This is a genomic window from Paenarthrobacter ilicis, assembly GCF_016907545.1.
GTDB classification, from domain to species: Bacteria; Actinomycetota; Actinomycetes; order Actinomycetales; family Micrococcaceae; genus Arthrobacter; species Arthrobacter ilicis.
Genome location: NZ_JAFBCD010000001.1, coordinates 3,378,097 through 3,395,367, shown reverse-complemented (window position 1 = coordinate 3,395,367; position 17,271 = coordinate 3,378,097). Strand labels below are relative to the sequence as shown.

At 64.2% G+C, this 17,271-nt stretch carries 17 protein-coding genes and 1 riboswitch; of the genes, 8 read left to right on the top strand and 9 right to left on the bottom strand.

What is annotated here, in order from left to right:
* The first annotated feature begins 41 nt into the window (after positions 1 to 41).
* A complete protein-coding gene (locus tag JOE60_RS15490) occupies positions 42 to 1,763 on the top strand; it encodes a DEAD/DEAH box helicase (protein WP_167267405.1) in 1,722 nt (573 codons plus the stop codon).
* Between the two features lie 68 nt (positions 1,764 to 1,831).
* Here the strand turns inward: JOE60_RS15490 and JOE60_RS15485 are convergent, their stop codons facing one another.
* The 5 genes from JOE60_RS15485 to JOE60_RS15465 form a co-directional block, all read right to left on the bottom strand.
* Positions 1,832 to 2,482 (bottom strand): MBL fold metallo-hydrolase, encoded by a 651-nt coding sequence (locus JOE60_RS15485; protein ID WP_167267403.1) that lies wholly within the window; start codon positions 2,480 to 2,482, stop codon positions 1,832 to 1,834.
* A 4-nt stretch (positions 2,483 to 2,486) separates the two neighbouring features.
* Positions 2,487 to 3,491 carry an aldo/keto reductase gene (locus JOE60_RS15480; RefSeq protein WP_167267401.1) on the bottom strand — a complete coding sequence of 335 codons (1,005 nt, stop codon included), beginning with the start codon at positions 3,489 to 3,491 and terminating at the stop codon, positions 2,487 to 2,489.
* Between the two features lie 207 nt (positions 3,492 to 3,698).
* Positions 3,699 to 4,076 carry a DMT family transporter gene (locus JOE60_RS15475; RefSeq protein ID WP_239528885.1) on the bottom strand — a complete coding sequence of 126 codons (378 nt, stop codon included), beginning with the start codon at positions 4,074 to 4,076 and terminating at the stop codon, positions 3,699 to 3,701.
* A gap of 2 nt (positions 4,077 to 4,078) precedes the next feature.
* Positions 4,079 to 4,393, bottom strand: a complete 315-nt coding sequence (locus JOE60_RS15470) for a DMT family transporter (RefSeq protein ID WP_167267399.1) — start codon at positions 4,391 to 4,393, stop codon at positions 4,079 to 4,081.
* A gap of 10 nt (positions 4,394 to 4,403) precedes the next feature.
* Positions 4,404 to 4,469: riboswitch (guanidine-III (ykkC-III) riboswitch) on the bottom strand.
* 57 nt (positions 4,470 to 4,526) lie between these two features.
* Positions 4,527 to 5,147 carry a HutD/Ves family protein gene (locus JOE60_RS15465; protein WP_167267397.1) on the bottom strand — a complete coding sequence of 207 codons (621 nt, stop codon included), beginning with the start codon at positions 5,145 to 5,147 and terminating at the stop codon, positions 4,527 to 4,529.
* Between the two features lie 95 nt (positions 5,148 to 5,242).
* Here JOE60_RS15465 and JOE60_RS15460 point away from each other — a divergent pair, with 95 nt between their 5' ends.
* The gene (locus JOE60_RS15460) at positions 5,243 to 5,839 is read left to right on the top strand and encodes a phosphoribosylanthranilate isomerase (protein WP_167267395.1); all 597 of its coding nucleotides are present in this window, start codon (positions 5,243 to 5,245) and stop codon (positions 5,837 to 5,839) included.
* A 127-nt stretch (positions 5,840 to 5,966) separates the two neighbouring features.
* A complete protein-coding gene (locus tag JOE60_RS15455) occupies positions 5,967 to 6,368 on the top strand; it encodes a YccF domain-containing protein (RefSeq protein ID WP_167267393.1) in 402 nt (133 codons plus the stop codon).
* Positions 6,369 to 6,383: 15 nt separating this feature from the next.
* Here JOE60_RS15455 and JOE60_RS15450 read toward each other — a convergent pair whose 3' ends face one another.
* The 3 genes from JOE60_RS15450 to JOE60_RS15440 form a co-directional block, all read right to left on the bottom strand.
* A complete protein-coding gene (locus JOE60_RS15450) occupies positions 6,384 to 8,048 on the bottom strand; it encodes an exo-alpha-sialidase (protein ID WP_167267391.1) in 1,665 nt (554 codons plus the stop codon).
* 64 nt (positions 8,049 to 8,112) lie between these two features.
* The gene (locus JOE60_RS15445; RefSeq protein ID WP_167267389.1) at positions 8,113 to 8,982 is read right to left on the bottom strand and encodes a DUF4031 domain-containing protein; all 870 of its coding nucleotides are present in this window, start codon (positions 8,980 to 8,982) and stop codon (positions 8,113 to 8,115) included.
* Between the two features lie 131 nt (positions 8,983 to 9,113).
* Complete coding sequence (locus tag JOE60_RS15440; protein ID WP_167267387.1) at positions 9,114 to 10,448, bottom strand: FAD-binding oxidoreductase; 1,335 nt, start codon at positions 10,446 to 10,448, stop codon at positions 9,114 to 9,116.
* Between the two features lie 262 nt (positions 10,449 to 10,710).
* Here JOE60_RS15440 and JOE60_RS15435 point away from each other — a divergent pair, with 262 nt between their 5' ends.
* From JOE60_RS15435 to JOE60_RS15420, 4 genes are read left to right on the top strand one after another with little or no spacing between them, the layout of a single operon-like run.
* The gene (locus JOE60_RS15435) at positions 10,711 to 11,121 is read left to right on the top strand and encodes a TOBE domain-containing protein (protein ID WP_167267385.1); all 411 of its coding nucleotides are present in this window, start codon (positions 10,711 to 10,713) and stop codon (positions 11,119 to 11,121) included.
* Positions 11,122 to 11,144: 23 nt separating this feature from the next.
* Positions 11,145 to 11,936 (top strand): molybdate ABC transporter substrate-binding protein, encoded by a 792-nt coding sequence (gene modA, locus JOE60_RS15430; protein WP_167267383.1) that lies wholly within the window; start codon positions 11,145 to 11,147, stop codon positions 11,934 to 11,936.
* Positions 11,937 to 11,943: 7 nt separating this feature from the next.
* The gene (locus JOE60_RS15425; protein ID WP_167267381.1) at positions 11,944 to 12,753 is read left to right on the top strand and encodes an ABC transporter permease; all 810 of its coding nucleotides are present in this window, start codon (positions 11,944 to 11,946) and stop codon (positions 12,751 to 12,753) included.
* A complete protein-coding gene (locus JOE60_RS15420) occupies positions 12,750 to 13,817 on the top strand; it encodes a sulfate/molybdate ABC transporter ATP-binding protein (RefSeq protein WP_167267378.1) in 1,068 nt (355 codons plus the stop codon). Before JOE60_RS15425 ends, JOE60_RS15420 begins: the two co-directional genes overlap by 4 nt.
* 24 nt (positions 13,818 to 13,841) lie before the next feature.
* Here JOE60_RS15420 and JOE60_RS15415 read toward each other — a convergent pair whose 3' ends face one another.
* Positions 13,842 to 14,459, bottom strand: a complete 618-nt coding sequence (locus tag JOE60_RS15415; protein WP_167267376.1) for a pyridoxamine 5'-phosphate oxidase family protein — start codon at positions 14,457 to 14,459, stop codon at positions 13,842 to 13,844.
* Positions 14,460 to 14,606: 147 nt separating this feature from the next.
* Between JOE60_RS15415 and clpB the strand changes: the two genes are divergently transcribed.
* Entirely contained in the window at positions 14,607 to 17,264 is a 2,658-nt protein-coding gene (clpB, locus tag JOE60_RS15410; protein ID WP_167267374.1) for an ATP-dependent chaperone ClpB, read from the top strand.
* The last annotated feature ends 7 nt before the right edge of the window (positions 17,265 to 17,271 follow it).

Below are 17,271 nucleotides of genomic sequence, written 5' to 3'. Positions count from 1 at the left end.
GATGTCCGATTGTGGACACCGCCCGAAAGACATTTAAGTACATGACTACTTTTGCTGCCCTTGGCACGCCCAAGGCCATTGCTGAATCCCTCGCCGCAGATGGCATCGAAGAGGCATTCCCCATCCAGGTGAAGACCCTCCCGGACACGCTCGCAGGCCGCGACGTCCTGGGCCGTGGCCGCACCGGTTCCGGCAAGACCATTGCTTTCGCCATCCCGCTGGTGGCCCGCTTGGCCGAGCGCGAAGCAAAGCACTTCCGCAAGCCGGGCCGCCCCATGGGCCTGGTCCTTGCACCGACGCGTGAACTCGCAACCCAGATCAACGCCACCATCGAGCCGCTGGCCAAGGCCATGGGCCTGAACACCACGGTCATCTACGGCGGCATCTCCCAGGCACGCCAGGAAAAGGCGCTGCGCGCCGGCGTCGACATCGTCATCGCCTGCCCGGGCCGCCTGGAAGACCTGATCCGCCAGCGCATCCTGACCCTCGAAGCCGTTGAGGTCACCGTGCTGGACGAGGCAGACCACATGGCCGACCTCGGGTTCCTCCCCGTGGTCAAGAAGCTCATGGACATGACCCCCACCCAGGGTCAGCGTCTCCTCTTCTCCGCCACGTTGGACAACGGTGTTGACAAGCTGGTCAACCGTTACCTGTCCAACCCGCTGACGCACTCCGTGGACGATCCCCAGGCCGCTGTCACCACCATGGAACACCACGTCCTGGTGGTCAACGACCAGACCGTCAAGAAGCAGCTCATTGTTGAACTGGCCTCCGGCGCCAGCCGCCGCGTCCTCTTCATGCGGACCAAGCACCACGCCCGCAAGCTTGCCAAGACCCTCACGGACGCCGGCATCCCCGCCGTTGACCTTCACGGCAACCTGTCGCAGAACGCCCGCGACCGCAACCTTGCCGAGTTCTCCAACGGTGACGTCCGCGTCCTGGTAGCCACCGACGTCGCAGCCCGCGGCGTGCACGTTGACGACGTCGAACTCGTCATCCACGTGGACCCGCCCACAGAGCACAAGGCATACCTGCACCGCTCAGGCCGTACGGCCCGCGCAGGTTCCGATGGCACCGTGGTCACGCTGACCCTCCCTGAGCAGCAGAGCGACGTCAAGAAGCTCATGAAGGCTGCCGGCGTTGACGTTTCGTTTGAACGCGTGACGGCCAACTCACCGTTGGTTGCCGACCTGGTTGGCGACATCGCGGACAAGGTCGATCCCCGAACCCGTGCCGCGCTCCTCGCAGCCAAGGCACCGCAGGGTGGCGGCACTTCCACCGGCGCCAACGCACAGCGCAAGCGCGCCCGGCGTTCAACCCAGGGCGCACCCACCGCTGGTGGGCGTGGCGGTCGCAACGGACGCGGCAAGGTTGCTGCTGAGCCGGTTCGCACGGACACCAACCGTGCCGATCGCCGGGCAGCAATGAACGACGACGTCGCCCGCAGCTCACGCGGTCGCGGCAAGTCGGGTGCCACGCACCGCAACGACGTTCCCGGCTCGCAGGGCCAGAACGGCCGCAGCGGTCGACCGGCTACCGGCCAGCGCTCAGCTTCGGCTCCGCGTACGGCATCCACCACCTCGACGCGTACGGGCGGGAACAAGGCCGTATGGTCCTCCGCTACGGGCGCTACGTCCGGCGGATCTTACGGTTCAGGTGCTTCCGGCAACTCCGGTCGCGGTGGCTCGGGCGCAGGTCGTCCGGTACGCAGCGGCCCGCGCCGTGCATCTGCTCCGGCCTCGAACGAGCGTCGCGGACGCTAAGTCTCACGTTGTGAGGCCCGCTCTGCGCGCTTTCCGGAAGGAATAGAGCGCAGGGCGGGCCCCGCAAGTTACCAGCCCCGGGCTCGCCATTCCTCAAGGTGTGGCCGCTCGGCACCCAGGGTGGTGGGCAATCCATGGCCCGGGTGCACCAGGGTTTCGTCCGGATAAGCGTCGAACAGTCGCTCTTGCACGTCGTTCAACAGAGAAGTGAAGCGTGCAGGATCTTTCTGTGTGTTGCCGACGCCGCCCGGAAACAACGAGTCGCCACTGAAAATGTGGGCTGGCCCGTCCGGATCCTGGTACACGAAGGCGATCGAACCAGGGGTGTGTCCACGCAGGTGGACCGCCGTGAGCTCAACATCGTCAAACCGCTCAACGTCGCCGTGGCCGAGGCGGACATCCACCGGAACCGGCAACGCATCGGCGTCGTCCGCTCCAGCGGAAGTAGCCGCACTTGTGATGGCCACCAACTCCTTCAGCGCACGGACATGGTCCCAGTGCTGGTGGGTGGTGGCAATCCGGGCCAGTGCGGTGGGTTGGGCCGAATCGGCGGCGCCGTCCTTCAGGAGTTGCTGAATGGCCGGGAGGTCGTCGGCGGCGTCGATCAGCACCTGTGTTCCTGTGGACTTTGAGGTCAACAGGTACACGTTGTTGTTCATCTCGCTGACCGAAATGCTGCGGATGGTGACGTCACGGAGTGAATGAATAAGCGAGTCCATGCGTTCAGCCTACGTTGTCGGCTTCGCGGCCTTCCGACACCCAGTTGGGGTCGGAGGATCGTGAACCCACGACGGCGGAAGCTGCTTGGTCAAGCACCTCAAGGTGCGCTTCTCCCAGTTGCAGGGACAGCGCGCCCAGGTTCTCGTCGATCCGGTGCGCTTTGCGTGTGCCGGGAATAGGAACCACCGGAATCCCAAGGCGCTGACCTTGGGTGAACAGCCAAGCCAGGGCTACCTGGGCCGGAGTTGCCTCCAGTTCACTGGCTACCCCGCGGACCGCGGCCACGACGGCTTGGTTCGCATCAAGTGCCTCGACTCCAAAACGGGGGACCCTGTGGCGGAAATCGTTCTCGCCGAGGTCACTCGCGCTGATGGTTCCCGTGAGGAACCCGCGGCCCAGTGGCGAGTACGGCACGAATCCAACGCCAAGATCCTTGGCTGCAGGAACAACGTTGAGCTCAACATCCCTGCTCCAGATTGACCATTCACTCTGGACCGCGGCAATGGGATGGACGGCGTTGGCCTGCCTGAGCTCCCCGGCAGTCACTTCAGACAAGCCGAGGTGCCGGACCTTGCCCTCACGGACCAGCTCCGCCATGGCCTCCACGGTTTCCACTATCGGAACGCGGAGGTCACGGCGGTGCATGTAGTAGAGGTCAATGACGTCAGTGTCCAGGCGGCGGAGGCTCGCCTCCACCGCTTGCCTGACGTAGGGTGCATCCCCGCGGACTCCCGTGTATCCGTCCGCGGGGTTGCCCTCAATACCGAACTTGGTGGCCAGCTGGATCTCATCCCGACGAGCTTTAAGCAGCCTGCCCACGAGTTCTTCGTTGCTGCCCGCCCCATAGATATCTGCGGTGTCGATGAACGTGATCCCCGCATCCACCGCATGCCTGAGGGTCTTGAGGCCTTCCTCTGGATCGATGCCCCCGTACACCGGGGTCAGGGCCATCCCGCCGAAACCGAGGGGACTGGCTGTGAGGCCATCGCCAAGCTGAACTGCCGTCATGAACGTCTCCCATGTGCGTAGGTGTTCTTGACGTTGTGAACCGGGCTACGGGCGCGGGTATTCCTGCACACGCCCGGGAAACCGGCCCCCGGACTTCCCCGCGCCCGGACATCCCCGCGCCCGATTCGACGTCTTGCTGCGCATTCGATGGTAGGAGACGCCTAATGCGCAGCGATCCGTCGATTCGGAGGGCACGCGGCACGGCAGCTACTCGGCCTTGGCTGTGGCTTTCCCAGACGGCAGCGCCTTCAAACCGGCTGCACAGCCCACGATTCCCGCAATGAACAGCAGCTTCAGCGGGCTGGCAGACTCCACGCCTGTGACCATGGCCCAGCCAACGGTCAGTGCTGCGCCGATGCCTACCCACACCGCGTAGGCAGTGCCCAAGGGGATCCGTTTGACCGCGATGCCCAGGCCCAGCATGCTCAGGATGGCCGTGATGGCGAAGACCACAGTGGGGACCGGCTGGGTGAATCCCTGCGAAAGCCCCAAGGCAGTAGCCCACACAGCTTCCAGGACAGCGGAGGCCAGGAGGATTGCCCAGGACATTCCGGTGTTTTTGTTGTCGTTGTTTGCAGCAGTCATGGCTAGGACACCACCTTCAGGCCGATCACGCACGCGCCGATGCCGGCGAGCAGAAGGAGCCGGGCCGTCGTCGCGGGCTCAACCTTGGTAACCATCGCGTACGTGGCCGTCAGAACTACACCGACGCCAACCCATACGGCATACGCGGTCCCTGTGGGAATGGTTTGCATGGCTATTGCCAACCCGGCCATGCTGGCAATCACGGAGACCAGGAACACCACAGTGGGAGCCGGTTTACGGAAGCCTTTGGAACGGTGGAGAGCTGCGGCCCAAACGGCCTCAAGAGCTCCCGAGAAAATGAGGATAATCCACGACATGACGTTTTCCTTTGGCCAGTCTTGTCGCGTTCCGGGTACTGAACCGTCGTCCGGAGGTTCCAGAGCGGAACCTTCACTTCAGGCTAGCAACTCCCGGGCGGGCTGGCCACCTCTGGTGGCTAAGGTCACCACATCAGCCGTTGACGGGGTCGATCGAAATGACCGCGATGAATCCGCGGCCTGAGATCTCCGGGCTGCTGGTATCCGAGCCCACCACGGCGTCGTACCGCGACAACTCGACAGGTTCGCCGGCGCTGTGAGCCGGGGAGCCGCCGTCGGCCCCTTCATCAACAGCAGCCCCGGGCGCGACCGTGGCCTTACCCTCCAGCAGGACGGCCAATTGGCCCTCGAAGACCGGGTGCGCGCGCTTCTTGGAGATCTCCACAATGGACGTGTAGCCCTTGAACGCGCCTTCCCGGGTAATGACGTTCAGGTCCCGGATGTCGCCAGTGGGAAGAGCTCCGGAAGCGGCCGCTTCACCCGAAAAGCGGAACGGACGGTACTTCTCCAAAGGGTGCTCGGAGCCGTCAACGGTGAGGAGCAGCAGCTCGCCCTCGATCACGGTAATCACGCGTTCCATACCCGGGAACCCGGAGAATTCGCCTGCCTTGGAGACCTCCGCAATGCTGACCCGCCAGTCCCACGCGCCGTCCTGGGCAGAAGCAGCGCTGGGGTGGCTTGCGAGTTCGCGGGTTACGCCACCTCCGTTGCGCCACGGTTGGGGACGGATGCTGGCAAAGCGGATAATCTCCATACCGCCAGCCTAGTGGTGGACGCCGGTTCTGCGTTCCCTGCCGGGCTTGCTACCGTCGTATGTGGAAAAGGTTTGCAAACAAGGTGGAGGCCCGGATGTTCGTCAAAGTGTGCGGTTTGAGCACGCCCGAGTCCGTCAGCCAAGCAGTGGACGCCGGAGCAGACGCCGTGGGTTTTGTCCTCACCAAGAGCCCCCGCGAGGTGGCCCCGGATCAGGTGCGTGTTTTCCTGCCGTTGATCCCTGAAACCGTGAAAGCCGTGGCGGTGTTCCGGGATGAATCTGCCGAGCAGGCCGTTGCCATTGCCAAAGAAGCCGGCGTGGAATGGGTTCAACTGCACGGTCACCGTTCCGCCCACGACGTCACAACGGTGCACGACGCCGGGATGCGGCTTATCCGCGCGGTCACCATGGGTGCCTCCCAGGATGAGTTCGGTGATCTGGGCGAGGACCTGTTCCTGATTGATGCTGCCGTGCCGGGATCTGGAGAAGCCTGGGACTATGCCTCGGTGCAGGCTCTGGGATTGGACGGCCGCCAGTGGTTGCTTGCAGGTGGGCTCGAGCCGGGGAACGTCGCTTTCGCAGCAGCGGCAGCCGGCGCATGGGGCGTGGACGTGTCCTCCGGAGTTGAAGAATCCCGCGGCGTGAAGGACCTTGCCAAGATCCAGGCGTTCGTCGAAGCTGCCAAAGCCTGACCCTCTCTCACATCCCGCGCCTTCCGCACGATTCCTCTCTCACATCCCGCGGCTTCCCATCAATTCAGGGAAGATTCAGGGCAGACCCCTACCCTTTTTGTCTGAGCAGCAAGGCAGAATGAACAGTATGAAAACGCTCCTCAACATCATCTGGCTGGTCTTCGGCGGATTCTGGCTGGCGCTGGGATACTTTGCAGCCGGCATCATCTGCTGCGTGCTCATCGTGACCATTCCGTGGGGCATCGCCTCGTTCAGGATCGGCGCCTACTGCCTCTGGCCTTTCGGGCAAATGGTTGTTGAGAAGCCGGGCGGTTCGGGGGCCTTCGCCTTGCTGGGCAACGTTGTTTGGCTGCTGGTTGCAGGCATCTGGATCGCCATCGGCCACGTTGTCACGGCCTTTGCCATGGCCATCACCATCATCGGAATTCCGCTGGCCATCGCCAACCTGAAGCTGATTCCGGTGTCGCTGATGCCGCTCGGCAAGCAAATCGTGCCCACCAACAGGCCTTTCGTCAGCACCTACCGCTAGGCCGGAGCCGGCGGGCTATGACGCAACAACATCACCGGTGAGCAGGTCAAAACTGAACCCGCGCTCCATCCGGATCCGCCCGCCGTCGGCCTCTACAGCGAAGAGCAGGTCAAGCGTGTCACGGGACATGTCAGCTGCAGTGATTGTGTAGGTCGGCGTGAAATAGAGGGCCTCCTGGCCCGGATTTAGATCCGTGGACGGGAAGCCGGCTGCATGGCTGTGCGGTCCCAGGAGCTCGACGCCGGTAGCCGGTTGGGTGCCCACGTTGCGGGCCCGTCCGGTGAAAGCGAGGATGTCCCCGGCCTTGTAGCCCTGGATGACGGGTCCGTAGTTGAGGTCCTGGGCTTCCCGCGTTCCAAGGACCTGGTCCCCGGCATAGCCTTGGCCGATCTCCTTCCACGTTTGAACATCCCATTCGCCGGCGCTGGTGGAGGGGAGCACGTGGAAGTCGCCGGCGTTCTGCCATACTGCGGGCCTGCCTGGGGTGATGGACCGCAGCTCCATGTCGAACACCAAGCCAGGGGATTCCAGAACATGCGGAACAGCCCGGGGTTGAGCGGCGAGCTGCCCGGTGAGTTGCTCGGCAGGTATCGATGCGAACACGATCTCGCGGTAACCCTGCCGCTCGTACAGCACACCGATGTTCCCATCCGGCAGCCGCGTAACCGTCGAGTAGGCGGAACTTCCTTCACATAGCAACAGCTTGGCCGGCCAGGTGGCGCCGTTGTCCGTGGAGAGGCTCACGACCGTGTTGCGGCGCAGGTGCGGGTCTTGATTGTTGCTTGCGATCAGCCACGCTGAGGTCTTGGGCGTCGCGTAGGTAACCACACCGGGGAGCCCATCAAAGCGCGCCACGGAGCCGTTGTCACTCGGGTCGGGTAGTTCCGGGACGGGCTGCAACGGGCTCCACGTCTGACCGCCGTCCTCGGAAACAGCAGACAACCTGTACGGCGTAGCCCGCGAATGCAGGAGCAGCCGGCCATCATCCAAACAGACAACCTTGTTTTCGTTGGGTCCTACCCCGGCGGGACCCGCTCCGATCAGGCCTCCGAGGGCCCAGGTATCACCGTGGTCGTCGCTGAACGCGGAGGCGGCCATGATGGCGCCGTCCACCAGGAGTACAAACTGCTGCACCAACCGGCCTGTATAGGGGCCAACGTGTATTTGGATTCCTTGGCCAGCGGCGGCGAAAAGGCCCGTGGTGGCACCGTGCTTGAGCTGTCCGGTGAGCCGGCGATGCTGCCACGTGTCGCCGTCGTCGTCTGAGAAGCTGACGTCCGCGTGCTGCACGTCGTCGTCGGGCGTCAATCCGGCAACGGCCTCGAAGAAGCCTGAGTGGGTACCGGCGGCGTGGAACATGAAGATGCGCCCGGTCTCAGTGTCAACCAGCAGGCTTGGATCGCCGAATCCGTGAAGACCTGAACCCGTGCGGACAAGCTGCTGAGGCTCCCAGGTAACTCCGTTGTCGTAGCTGCGGCGCAGGAGGAGATCGATGGGATTGGGGAGGTCGTCCAGGTTGGGCCGGCCGTCGTAAGCGGCCAACACAGTGCCCCGCGTGCTGACGGCGAGGGCGGGGATGCGGTACTGGCGGTAACCGCCGACGCCACGGACAGCCAGGACGTGCTCGACGTCGGGCACGGCCAGCGGGAGGTGAGGGAATGCCTGGAGGTAGGAGGTCACACCTCTATGCTAGCTTGGCCCCGTCCGCGCCGTTGCGGTGAACCGTGTTCGCTTGGGGCTACGCTCACGCGAGCTCGCCGGCCAGGTTGCGCCGGGCGGAATCCAGCCATAGTTCCTTGGCGCGTTCGCCGTGGAACAGCGGGTCCAGCCTCAGGAGGTCACTCACGACGGCGGCGCGCCCCCTCGCGAAGTCGTCGTCGCTGACGTGGGCGTAGTCTTCGCGGACGGCGGCACGATAGCGCGCATAGGATCGCTGGTCACCGCCGAGCACGGAGAGGTCCGCGTCGCAGAGGAGGGCTCCTGCGGAGTCACCTGTCTTTGGGCGGTGGGTGGAGGTGAGCCGGACAAGGCGGGCCACCTCCGCTACCTCGTGGGGATCCAGGCCAGTGGACGTTAGCCGGTCCTCTGCCAAACGGGCCGACTCTTCTTCGTCCTGCCCGGCGACTCCTTCATAGACGGCGTCGTGGAACCACGCAGCCAGGGCGACGGGCCGCGCAGGCAGGGCAGGTTCGGCCAGCAGATCCAAGGCCTCAAGGACTGCGAGGAGATGTGTCCGGCTGTGATACTTCCTGTGGTCCTCTCCCCAGCGTTCCAGCAGCTCGAGACCCAGCTCTTCGTGGCCGGGATAGGTGCTGTTCCAGCGTTCCATCAGAGGTACTGTCAAAGCCTTGCTCCGTTCACGAGCGGGGATGCGGAGTCCGCTGGCAATGAGCTTGCGTACCAGGATGCGGGCCTCCACGGGGATGGCGCCCGCGGAAACGAGGTCGTCGTATCGGCGTTTGGGGACGTCGTAGTGGTCTCCGTCGAAGGCTCGCTCGGGAACTCCGGCGGCAGCCGCGAAGGCATGCAGCTCCTCCAGCGACGTGTCCGAAACGAGGTGAGAAAACACTGTCCCGTGTGCCGGCCACAGGGGCGGATCGACGTAGATGGCCATTGCCAAAGTGTAATCCCGGGCGATCCTTCCCAGTTGCCGGCCATCGGGACGTCTACCGCCGTGCTGCCGTCCCGGAAGTACAGGCTTCTCTGCCCGCGCTGATCACGGCAACTGGGAAGGAGTGATGAAACTCAGTGCTCAGCCGGCAGGATGTTTTGGTTGCCGCGGAACACGTTGTCGGGATCGAACTGGCCCTTCACCAAGGACAGCCGCCGGTAATTCTGTTCGCCGTAGGCCGCCATGATCCTGTCCTGCCCCTCGTCGCCGATGAAGTTCAGCCACACACCTCCCGTGGTGTGTGGCGCGATGTCCTGCCGAAACTGCTTGACCCAGGCCTTTGCCTCCTGCCCGCCCTCACGGGTTTCGGACAAGCCGAACGGGTGGCTGACCCACGAAGCTCCGCGGTTCTGCAACGGCGTGTTCACCGCAGCGGGTCCGGAAACGGCTCCGCCCCACCGTGCCACCAGCTGTTGCGAGTTCGGGCCGGGAAGGCGTTGCGCCGAGTCCACCAGAACGTCCAGTGCATCGTCGCTGAGCTCGTTATGGTAGTCGGCGCTCCAGTAGTTGTAGTGGTCCGGCGGGTCGTCGATCATGCACTGGAAGTCGGCGTATTCCATGGGCGTGACCAGGTCCACCGAGGGGCTGAGGTCTTTGAACGGCTTGGCGTGTTCCTCGCCGGCCCCAACATCGCCCGCGTAGAGGTAGGCCATCCCGACCGCGAGCTTGCCCACCATGTCTTCCGGGACGAACTCTTCCGGTGGGGCGGTGAGGTATACCAGGGCGGTTCCGACGGCGTCGGGCGCTTCCAAAGCAATCTGCCGGTAGGCGCGCGACAGATCCGGTGCGTCGTCCCCGGGGAACAGCATGAGGCCGGCCATCACAGTGGGGCCCACATCGTGGAGCTGGAACGTCAAAGACGTGGCTACGCCGAAGTTTCCGCCTCCACCGTGGAGCGCCCAGAACAGCTCGGAATTCTCATCCCGGCTGGCGGTCACGCGATCGCCGGAGGCTGTGACCAGGTCTACGGCGAGGAGGTTGTCGCACGCGAAACCGTACGATCGCTCCAGCCATCCTGAGCCCCCGCCCAAGGTGAATCCAGAGACACCCGTGGTGGACGCCCGGCCGCCCGTGACCGCCAAACCGTGCAGTTGCGTGGCGCGATCGAATTCGCCCCAGGTGAGCCCGGCGCCGGCCGTGGCAGTTTTGGCCTCAGGGTCTACGTGGATCGACTTCATGGGGCGGACGTCAACCACCAGACCGTCGTCGTTGGTGGACATGCCCGCCACCGAGTGCCCGCCCGAACGCACCGCTACGTCCAAATTATGGTTGTGCGCATAGTTCAGGGCCTCGGCAACCTCGCCGGGATCGGAGCACTGGGCAATGACGGCCGGCCTGCGGTCGATCATCGCATTGAAGAGTTTTCTGGCTTCGTCATAGTCCGGACTGTCCGGACGGATCCATTCCATGGGATGTTCCTTTGAAAGTGAAGCTCTCCCCCAGATCAGGGTACGACGGCAAGACCCTTGCGGCTAGAGTCCGACGGCGGCGGCGCACCACTTTTCCGCCATGCGCACCAGTGCTTACGGGCGCGTCGTGCGCCACTGGGTGCGATGGGAGTACCAAAGGGGTGCATCAGGCGGGAAAAGGCGCGCTGCAGCCTCGAAGTCATATTTCGTTTGCGGAACATTTAGGGCAACTAAAGCGCAAATACGGAACTAAACTCGTCCCATGCCGCAAATACGAATTTCCGAGGCCGCCCGCTTCCTCGGCGTCAGTGACGATACTGTGAGGCGCTGGACGGAAAACGGGACGCTGACTGCCCAGAAGGACGGCGCAGGACGCCTGGCCGTGGACGGGCTGGAGCTCGCCACGTTGGCCCGGGATCAGTCCCACCTCCCAGATGATCCTTCCCGCCCCGGAAGCTCGGCCCGGAACCGCTTCGTCGGTCTGGTCACAGGCATCACCGCAGACAAGGTCATGGCCCAGGTTGAGCTCCAGTGCGGTCCGTTCCGGGTGGTATCGCTCATGAGCAGCGAGGCAGTCCGTGAGCTCGGGTTGGAACTCGGATCCGTCGCCACAGCCGTGGTCAAAGCCACCACTGTCATCATCGAAACTCCGCAAGGAAAGAGCATCATATGAGGACCCTTCGCCTAAAGATTCGCATGAAGAAGAGCATCGTGGGCATGTCGGTAGCGGTTGGATTGGCAGGCGCCCTCACGGCCTGCGGCTCCACCGCCCCTGCCGCAACGCCAACGGGCAACAGCAGCACATCCCAACTGAGCGGAACAGTGACCGTCTTCGCAGCCGCATCCCTCAAAGCCACGTTCACCCAACTGGCCAAGGACTTCGAGGCGAAGAACCCGGGCACCAAGGTGACACTGAGCTTCGCAGGCTCCTCGGACCTGGTCACGCAGATCACCCAAGGCGCTCCGGCGGACGTCTTTGCCTCGGCGGACACCAAGAATATGACCAAGTTGTCAGACGCCAAGCTGCTGGACGGCACCGCGACGAACTTCGCCACCAACGTCCTGGAGATCGCTGTCCCACCCAGCAACCCGGCGTCGATCACTTCCTTCGCGGACCTGGCCAAGCCCGGCGTGAAAGTAGTCACCTGCGCCAGCCAGGTGCCCTGCGGCGCTGCTGCGGATACTGTGGAGAAGGCCAGCGGCGTCACGTTGAGCCCTGTCAGTGAGGAATCGTCCGTCACGGATGTCCTGGGCAAGGTCACCTCGGGCGAAGCAGACGCCGGCCTGGTCTATGTCACGGATGTGAAGGGAGCGGGGGACAAGGTGAAGGGCATAGCGTTCCCTGAGTCGGACAAGGCCGTGAACACCTACCCCATTGGCACCGTTACCACCAGCAAGAACAAGGAGCTCGCAGCCGCCTTCATCGCGAGCGTGACCGGGGAAGCCGGACGCACAGTCCTTTCCGACGCCGGCTTCGGCGCACCGTAGGCAACGCATGACGTCTACTCCGGGTTTCCACGGCATTCCCCGCTGGCTTTATGCCGTGGCCGCTGTGGGCGGGCTGCTGGTGGTGCTGCCCCTGGTGGCAATCGTTGCCAGGGTGAATTGGCCGGAGTTCATTCCGCTGGTTACCTCGGACTCATCGCTTGCGGCCCTGGGCCTCAGCTTGCGGACATCCTTGGCCAGCACCGCCCTCTGCATTGTGCTGGGTGTTCCCTTGGCGTTGGTCCTTGCCCGTGCTGACTTTCCGGGACAACGCTTCCTGCGCTCACTGGTGCTGTTGCCATTGGTGTTGCCGCCGGTGGTTGGCGGCATTGCCTTGCTGTACACCTTTGGGCGGCAGGGCCTGCTCGGAAAGTCGTTGGAGCTTGCAGGCATCCAGATCGCCTTCTCCACCACCGCGGTGGTCCTGGCCCAGACGTTCGTCGCGTTGCCCTTCCTGGTGGTGAGCCTGGAGGGTGCGCTGAGGTCCGCGGGCAGCAGGTATGAGGCCGTTGCGGCCACGCTGGGTGCCGGTCCCACCACGGTCCTGAGGAGGGTGACGCTGCCACTGGTCCTTCCCGGCCTGGCCTCCGGCGCGGTGCTGTCCTTTGCCCGCAGCTTGGGCGAGTTCGGCGCCACGCTGACGTTCGCGGGGAGCCTTGAAGGGATCACCCGGACCCTGCCTCTGGAGATCTACCTGCAGCGCGAAACCGACGCCGATGCCGCCGTCGCGTTGTCACTGGTATTGGTGGCCGTGGCGGTTGCAGTGGTGGGCCTGAGCCATGGCCGCCGACGAGCCGCGGCACCAAGGGTGGCATCATGACGTTCGAACTGCAGGCCAGCCTCCGTTCCAGGAATTTCGAGATGTCCCTCAACCTTGCCGAGGGCGAGACTGTGGCCATCCTGGGTCCCAACGGCGCCGGCAAGTCGACTCTGCTGGCCGTGATTGCGGGCCTGCTCCGGCCTGATTCCGGGTCAGCAACCATTGGCCAACGGGAGTTGTTCACCCTCGACGGCGGCACTCACCGTTGGAGCGCACCGCACCAACGGGGGATTGCACTCTTGGCCCAGGACGCACTCCTCTTTCCGCACCTGAGCGTGCTGGACAACGTTGCCTTCGGTCCGCGGAGCGCCGGAATATCCCGGGCGGCGGCACGTGAAACGGCCAGGCATTGGCTGGCTGAGGTGGATGCCACGGAGCTGGCACAGCGGAAGCCGGCCCAGCTTTCGGGCGGCCAGGCGCAGAGGGTGGCCGTGGCCCGTGCCCTCGCGGCAGAGCCGGAGCTCCTTCTCCTGGACGAACCCATGGCAGCCCTCGACATCCACGCAGCACCGTTGCTCCGCCGCGTGCTCAAACGGGTTTTGCGGGACCGGAAGGCCATCATCGTCACCCACGATGTCCTGGACGCGTACATGCTGGCGGACAGGGTGCTGGTGGTGGAGAACGGACGCATCGCGGAAAGCGGACCAACGCGGCAGGTCCTTGAGCGGCCCAGAAGCCCCTTCGCCGCCGGACTCGCAGGGCTGAACCTCGTCACCGGAACCATCACCGAGGATGGAATGACGACGCCGGATGGCCGGGTTTTCGCGGGCCATCATGACTCCGGGTGGTCACCCCTGCCCGGCCAAGCGGGCGTGGCCGCGTTCCCGCCGTCGGCCGTTTCCGTCTTCTTGGGCGACGTACATGGAAGCCCGCGAAATTCGTTCCCCGTGAGCATCACGGACCTTGAACCCCACGGCGACCAGATCCGGGTGCGGGCAACCTCAGGGCAGCACGCATTGTCCGCGGATATCACTCCGGCGGCATCGGCAGATCTGGGGTTGGTTCCGGGAATGGATGTGAGGTTTGTGGTGAAGTCGGCGCTGGTTTCCGTGTACCCGGCCTAACCGGCCGCCCGACACAGTCGCTGGCTAGTCGCGGTACATCCCGTCGGCGTAGGACGGGCCGTAGTAGTCCTCAAGCTCCGACAGGGGTGTTTCGGGTTGGGTGTAGCTCTGTGCCAGGACGGCGATGCTGGGCAGGCCGTCCGGGTTCCAGGTTTCGGGCTGCCACAGCCCGCTCCGCATGAACGCCTTCCCGCAATGGGTGAAGACTTCCTCCACGGTGATCACTACGGCTGCCCGTGGCCGGTGGCCCTTGACCAGCATCTGGTCGAAGAAGTCTGCATTGCCCACAACCTGGGCTGTTCCGTTGATGCGGAGGGTGTCCGTCCGCCCCGGCACTACGGACAACAGGCCAACATTGGGGTTCTGCAGGATGTTGTGGAATCCGAACGCGAGCCTGTTGCCGGGGCGTTCCGGGATGGCGATGGTGGTGTTGTCCAGGACTTTGATGAACCCTGCGGGGTCTCCCTTGGGTGAGGCATCCACCCGTCCTTCGGAATCAGTGGTGGAGAGGACGCAGAAGGGGCTGGCCGCCAGCCATTGCCGGTCGAAATCGCTGAGGGTGGAACGAACTTTCTTGCGGGTGCGGTCCAGGGGGAGGCCAATGATCTTCTCGAGTTCCGCGGAGGTGGTGATCGTGTCCATGGCCACAGCCTACTTCCCCTCAAACCGGCGGCCACTGGACACCCCGTTCGCCGTGGGCAAACATGGAACAGAGCGGCCCCAAAAGCAAACTTGAGCGTAGTAGACTCAACTTTGAAAGCATCGGTCTCATCAGAAAGGGAGCACTCTTTGGACGTCAAATTCACCACCAAAAGCCAGGAGGCCCTTTCTGCGGCCGCCATGAATGCCTCCACTGCCGGCAATCCGCAGGTGGAGCCCGCGCACCTGCTCAAGGCCCTGATGGACCAGCGCGAAGGAGTTGCCGTGGCGTTGCTGCGGGCAACCGGCGCGGATCCGGATGCCGTGAGCGTCCAAGCAAGCTCGGCCATCAAGGCCCTGCCCTCAACATCAGGCAGCTCCGTCCAGCAGGCGCAGCTGTCGCGTCAGGCCATGCAGGCCATCCAAGCTGCCCAGAACGAGGCAGACAAAATCGGCGATTCCTTCGTCTCCACCGAGCACCTCCTGTTGGGCCTCTCTGCCGGAAGCGACGCCGTCGGAAAGTTAATGCGCGACGCCGGCGCCTCCCATGAGGCGCTTCTCGCCGCACTGCCGGGTGTCCGGGGCGACAGGAAAGTGGATTCTCCCGACCCGGAGAACACCTTCCAGGCCCTGGAGAAGTTCGGCACCGACCTCACGGCCGTTGCCCGTTCCGGCAAGCTGGACCCCGTGATCGGCAGGGACAGTGAAATCCGCCGAGTAATCCAGGTCCTGAGCCGACGCACCAAGAACAACCCTGTGATCATTGGCGAGCCCGGCGTGGGTAAAACAGCCGTGGTGGAAGGGTTGGCCCAGCGCATTGTTGCCGGCGACGTCCCGGAAAGCCTGCGCGGCAAGACCCTCATCGCCTTGGACCTTGCGTCCATGGTGGCCGGTGCCAAATACCGCGGAGAGTTCGAGGAACGGTTGAAGGCCGTGCTGGAGGAGATCAAGAACTCCAATGGCCAGATTGTCACGTTCATTGACGAGATCCACACCGTGGTTGGCGCAGGTGCCACGGGAGACAGCGCCATGGACGCCGGGAACATGCTCAAGCCCATGCTGGCCCGCGGCGAACTGCGGCTGATTGGCGCCACCACCCTGGACGAATACCGCGAGAATATCGAGAAGGATCCGGCACTGGAACGCCGCTTCCAGCAGGTGTACGTGGGCGAGCCCAGTGTGGAGGACACCATCGGTATTCTCCGCGGCCTGAAGGAACGTTACGAGGCCCACCACAAGGTTGCCATCGCGGATTCCGCCTTGGTGGCGGCCGCTGCGCTGTCCAACCGCTACATATCGGGCCGGCAGCTGCCGGACAAGGCGATCGACCTGGTGGATGAAGCCGCGTCCCGCCTCCGGATGGAAATCGATTCCGCGCCGGAGGAGATCGACCAGCTCCGCCGGGCCGTGGACCGTTTGACCATGGAAGAGCTGGCGCTCCAGAACGAAACAGACCCCGCGTCCGTGGAACGGTTGGCCGCGCTCCGGGCAGACATGGCGGACAAGAAGGAAGAGCTGGGCGCACTCAACGCCCGCTGGGAAGCAGAGAAGGCCGGACTCAACCGTGTGGGTGACCTCAAGGCAAAGATCGACGAGCTGAGGTCCGCGGCGGACAAGTCGCAGCGCGAAGGTGACTTGGAATCGGCGTCGCGCATTCTTTACGGCGAGTTGCCCGCGCTGGAACGTGAGCTGAGCGCCGCCGCGGAAGAAGAGGCCCGCACCAATGGCGACAACAAACCCGAGCTCATGGTGGCCGAAGACGTCACTGCGGACGACATCGCCGAGGTTATCTCTGCGTGGACCGGCATTCCCGCCGGCCGGATGCTGCAGGGCGAATCACAGAAGCTCCTGCACATGGAGGAGGAGTTGGGGAAGCGGCTGATTGGACAGGCAAAAGCCGTCCAAGCCGTGTCCGACGCCGTCCGGCGCGCACGGGCAGGCATCAGCGATCCCAACCGCCCCACGGGCTCGTTCCTGTTCCTGGGACCCACCGGCGTCGGCAAGACCGAGCTTGCCAAAGCTCTGGCGGACTTCCTCTTTGACGACGAGCGCGCCATGATCCGAATCGACATGTCAGAGTACAGCGAGAAGCACGCTGTGGCCCGTTTGGTGGGAGCGCCTCCGGGTTACGTGGGGTACGAGGAAGGTGGCCAGCTCACCGAAGCAGTCCGCCGCCGCCCGTACTCCGTGGTGCTGCTGGACGAGGTGGAAAAGGCCCACCCCGAGGTCTTCGACATCCTCCTGCAAGTGCTCGACGACGGCCGCCTCACCGACGGTCAGGGCCGCACCGTGGACTTCCGGAACACCATCCTGGTGCTGACATCCAACTCCGGAAGCCAGTTCCTTGTTGACCAGACCATGGATGCCACAGCAAAGCGTGAGGCCGTCATGGCCGTGGTCCAGGCGTCCTTCAAGCCGGAATTCCTGAACCGCCTGGACGAGATCGTGCTCTTTGATCCGTTGTCAGTTGAAGAGCTGGCCCGGATCGTTGAGCTGCACGTTGGCGAGCTCACCTCGAGGCTGCGCGACCGCCGCCTCAGCCTGGAAGTCACCGATGGCGCCCGCGCCTGGCTGGCCATGTCCGGGTACGATCCCGCCTACGGAGCCCGTCCCCTCCGCAGGCTGGTTCAGCGGGAGATTGGTGACCGCCTGGCCAAGGAGATCCTGGCAGGCGAAATCACGGACGGCGACACCGTCCTGGTGGACACCGCGGCCGATCTTGACGAGCTCACCGTTGACGGGCTGGAGTCGATGGCGGCGTTTGATGGCACAGCGGCAGGATCGGGCCTTACCGTTCGCCGAAAATAGATGGAGT

Bases quoted from the DNA above. Each gene is read 5' to 3' on its own strand.
- JOE60_RS15490 (WP_167267405.1), top strand. From the start codon at position 42: ATGACTACTTTTGCTGCCCTTGGCACGCCCAAGGCCATTGCTGAATCC.
- JOE60_RS15485 (WP_167267403.1), bottom strand. From the start codon at position 2,482: ATGGACTCGCTTATTCATTCACTCCGTGACGTCACCATCCGCAGCATT.
- JOE60_RS15480 (WP_167267401.1), bottom strand. From the start codon at position 3,491: ATGACGGCAGTTCAGCTTGGCGATGGCCTCACAGCCAGTCCCCTCGGT.
- JOE60_RS15475 (WP_239528885.1), bottom strand. From the start codon at position 4,076: ATGACTGCTGCAAACAACGACAACAAAAACACCGGAATGTCCTGGGCA.
- JOE60_RS15470 (WP_167267399.1), bottom strand. From the start codon at position 4,393: ATGTCGTGGATTATCCTCATTTTCTCGGGAGCTCTTGAGGCCGTTTGG.
- JOE60_RS15465 (WP_167267397.1), bottom strand. From the start codon at position 5,147: ATGGAGATTATCCGCTTTGCCAGCATCCGTCCCCAACCGTGGCGCAAC.
- JOE60_RS15460 (WP_167267395.1), top strand. From the start codon at position 5,243: ATGTTCGTCAAAGTGTGCGGTTTGAGCACGCCCGAGTCCGTCAGCCAA.
- JOE60_RS15455 (WP_167267393.1), top strand. From the start codon at position 5,967: ATGAAAACGCTCCTCAACATCATCTGGCTGGTCTTCGGCGGATTCTGG.
- JOE60_RS15445 (WP_167267389.1), bottom strand. From the start codon at position 8,982: ATGGCCATCTACGTCGATCCGCCCCTGTGGCCGGCACACGGGACAGTG.
- JOE60_RS15440 (WP_167267387.1), bottom strand. From the start codon at position 10,448: ATGGAATGGATCCGTCCGGACAGTCCGGACTATGACGAAGCCAGAAAA.
- JOE60_RS15435 (WP_167267385.1), top strand. From the start codon at position 10,711: ATGCCGCAAATACGAATTTCCGAGGCCGCCCGCTTCCTCGGCGTCAGT.
- modA (WP_167267383.1), top strand. From the start codon at position 11,145: ATGAAGAAGAGCATCGTGGGCATGTCGGTAGCGGTTGGATTGGCAGGC.
- JOE60_RS15425 (WP_167267381.1), top strand. From the start codon at position 11,944: ATGACGTCTACTCCGGGTTTCCACGGCATTCCCCGCTGGCTTTATGCC.
- JOE60_RS15420 (WP_167267378.1), top strand. From the start codon at position 12,750: ATGACGTTCGAACTGCAGGCCAGCCTCCGTTCCAGGAATTTCGAGATG.
- JOE60_RS15415 (WP_167267376.1), bottom strand. From the start codon at position 14,459: ATGGACACGATCACCACCTCCGCGGAACTCGAGAAGATCATTGGCCTC.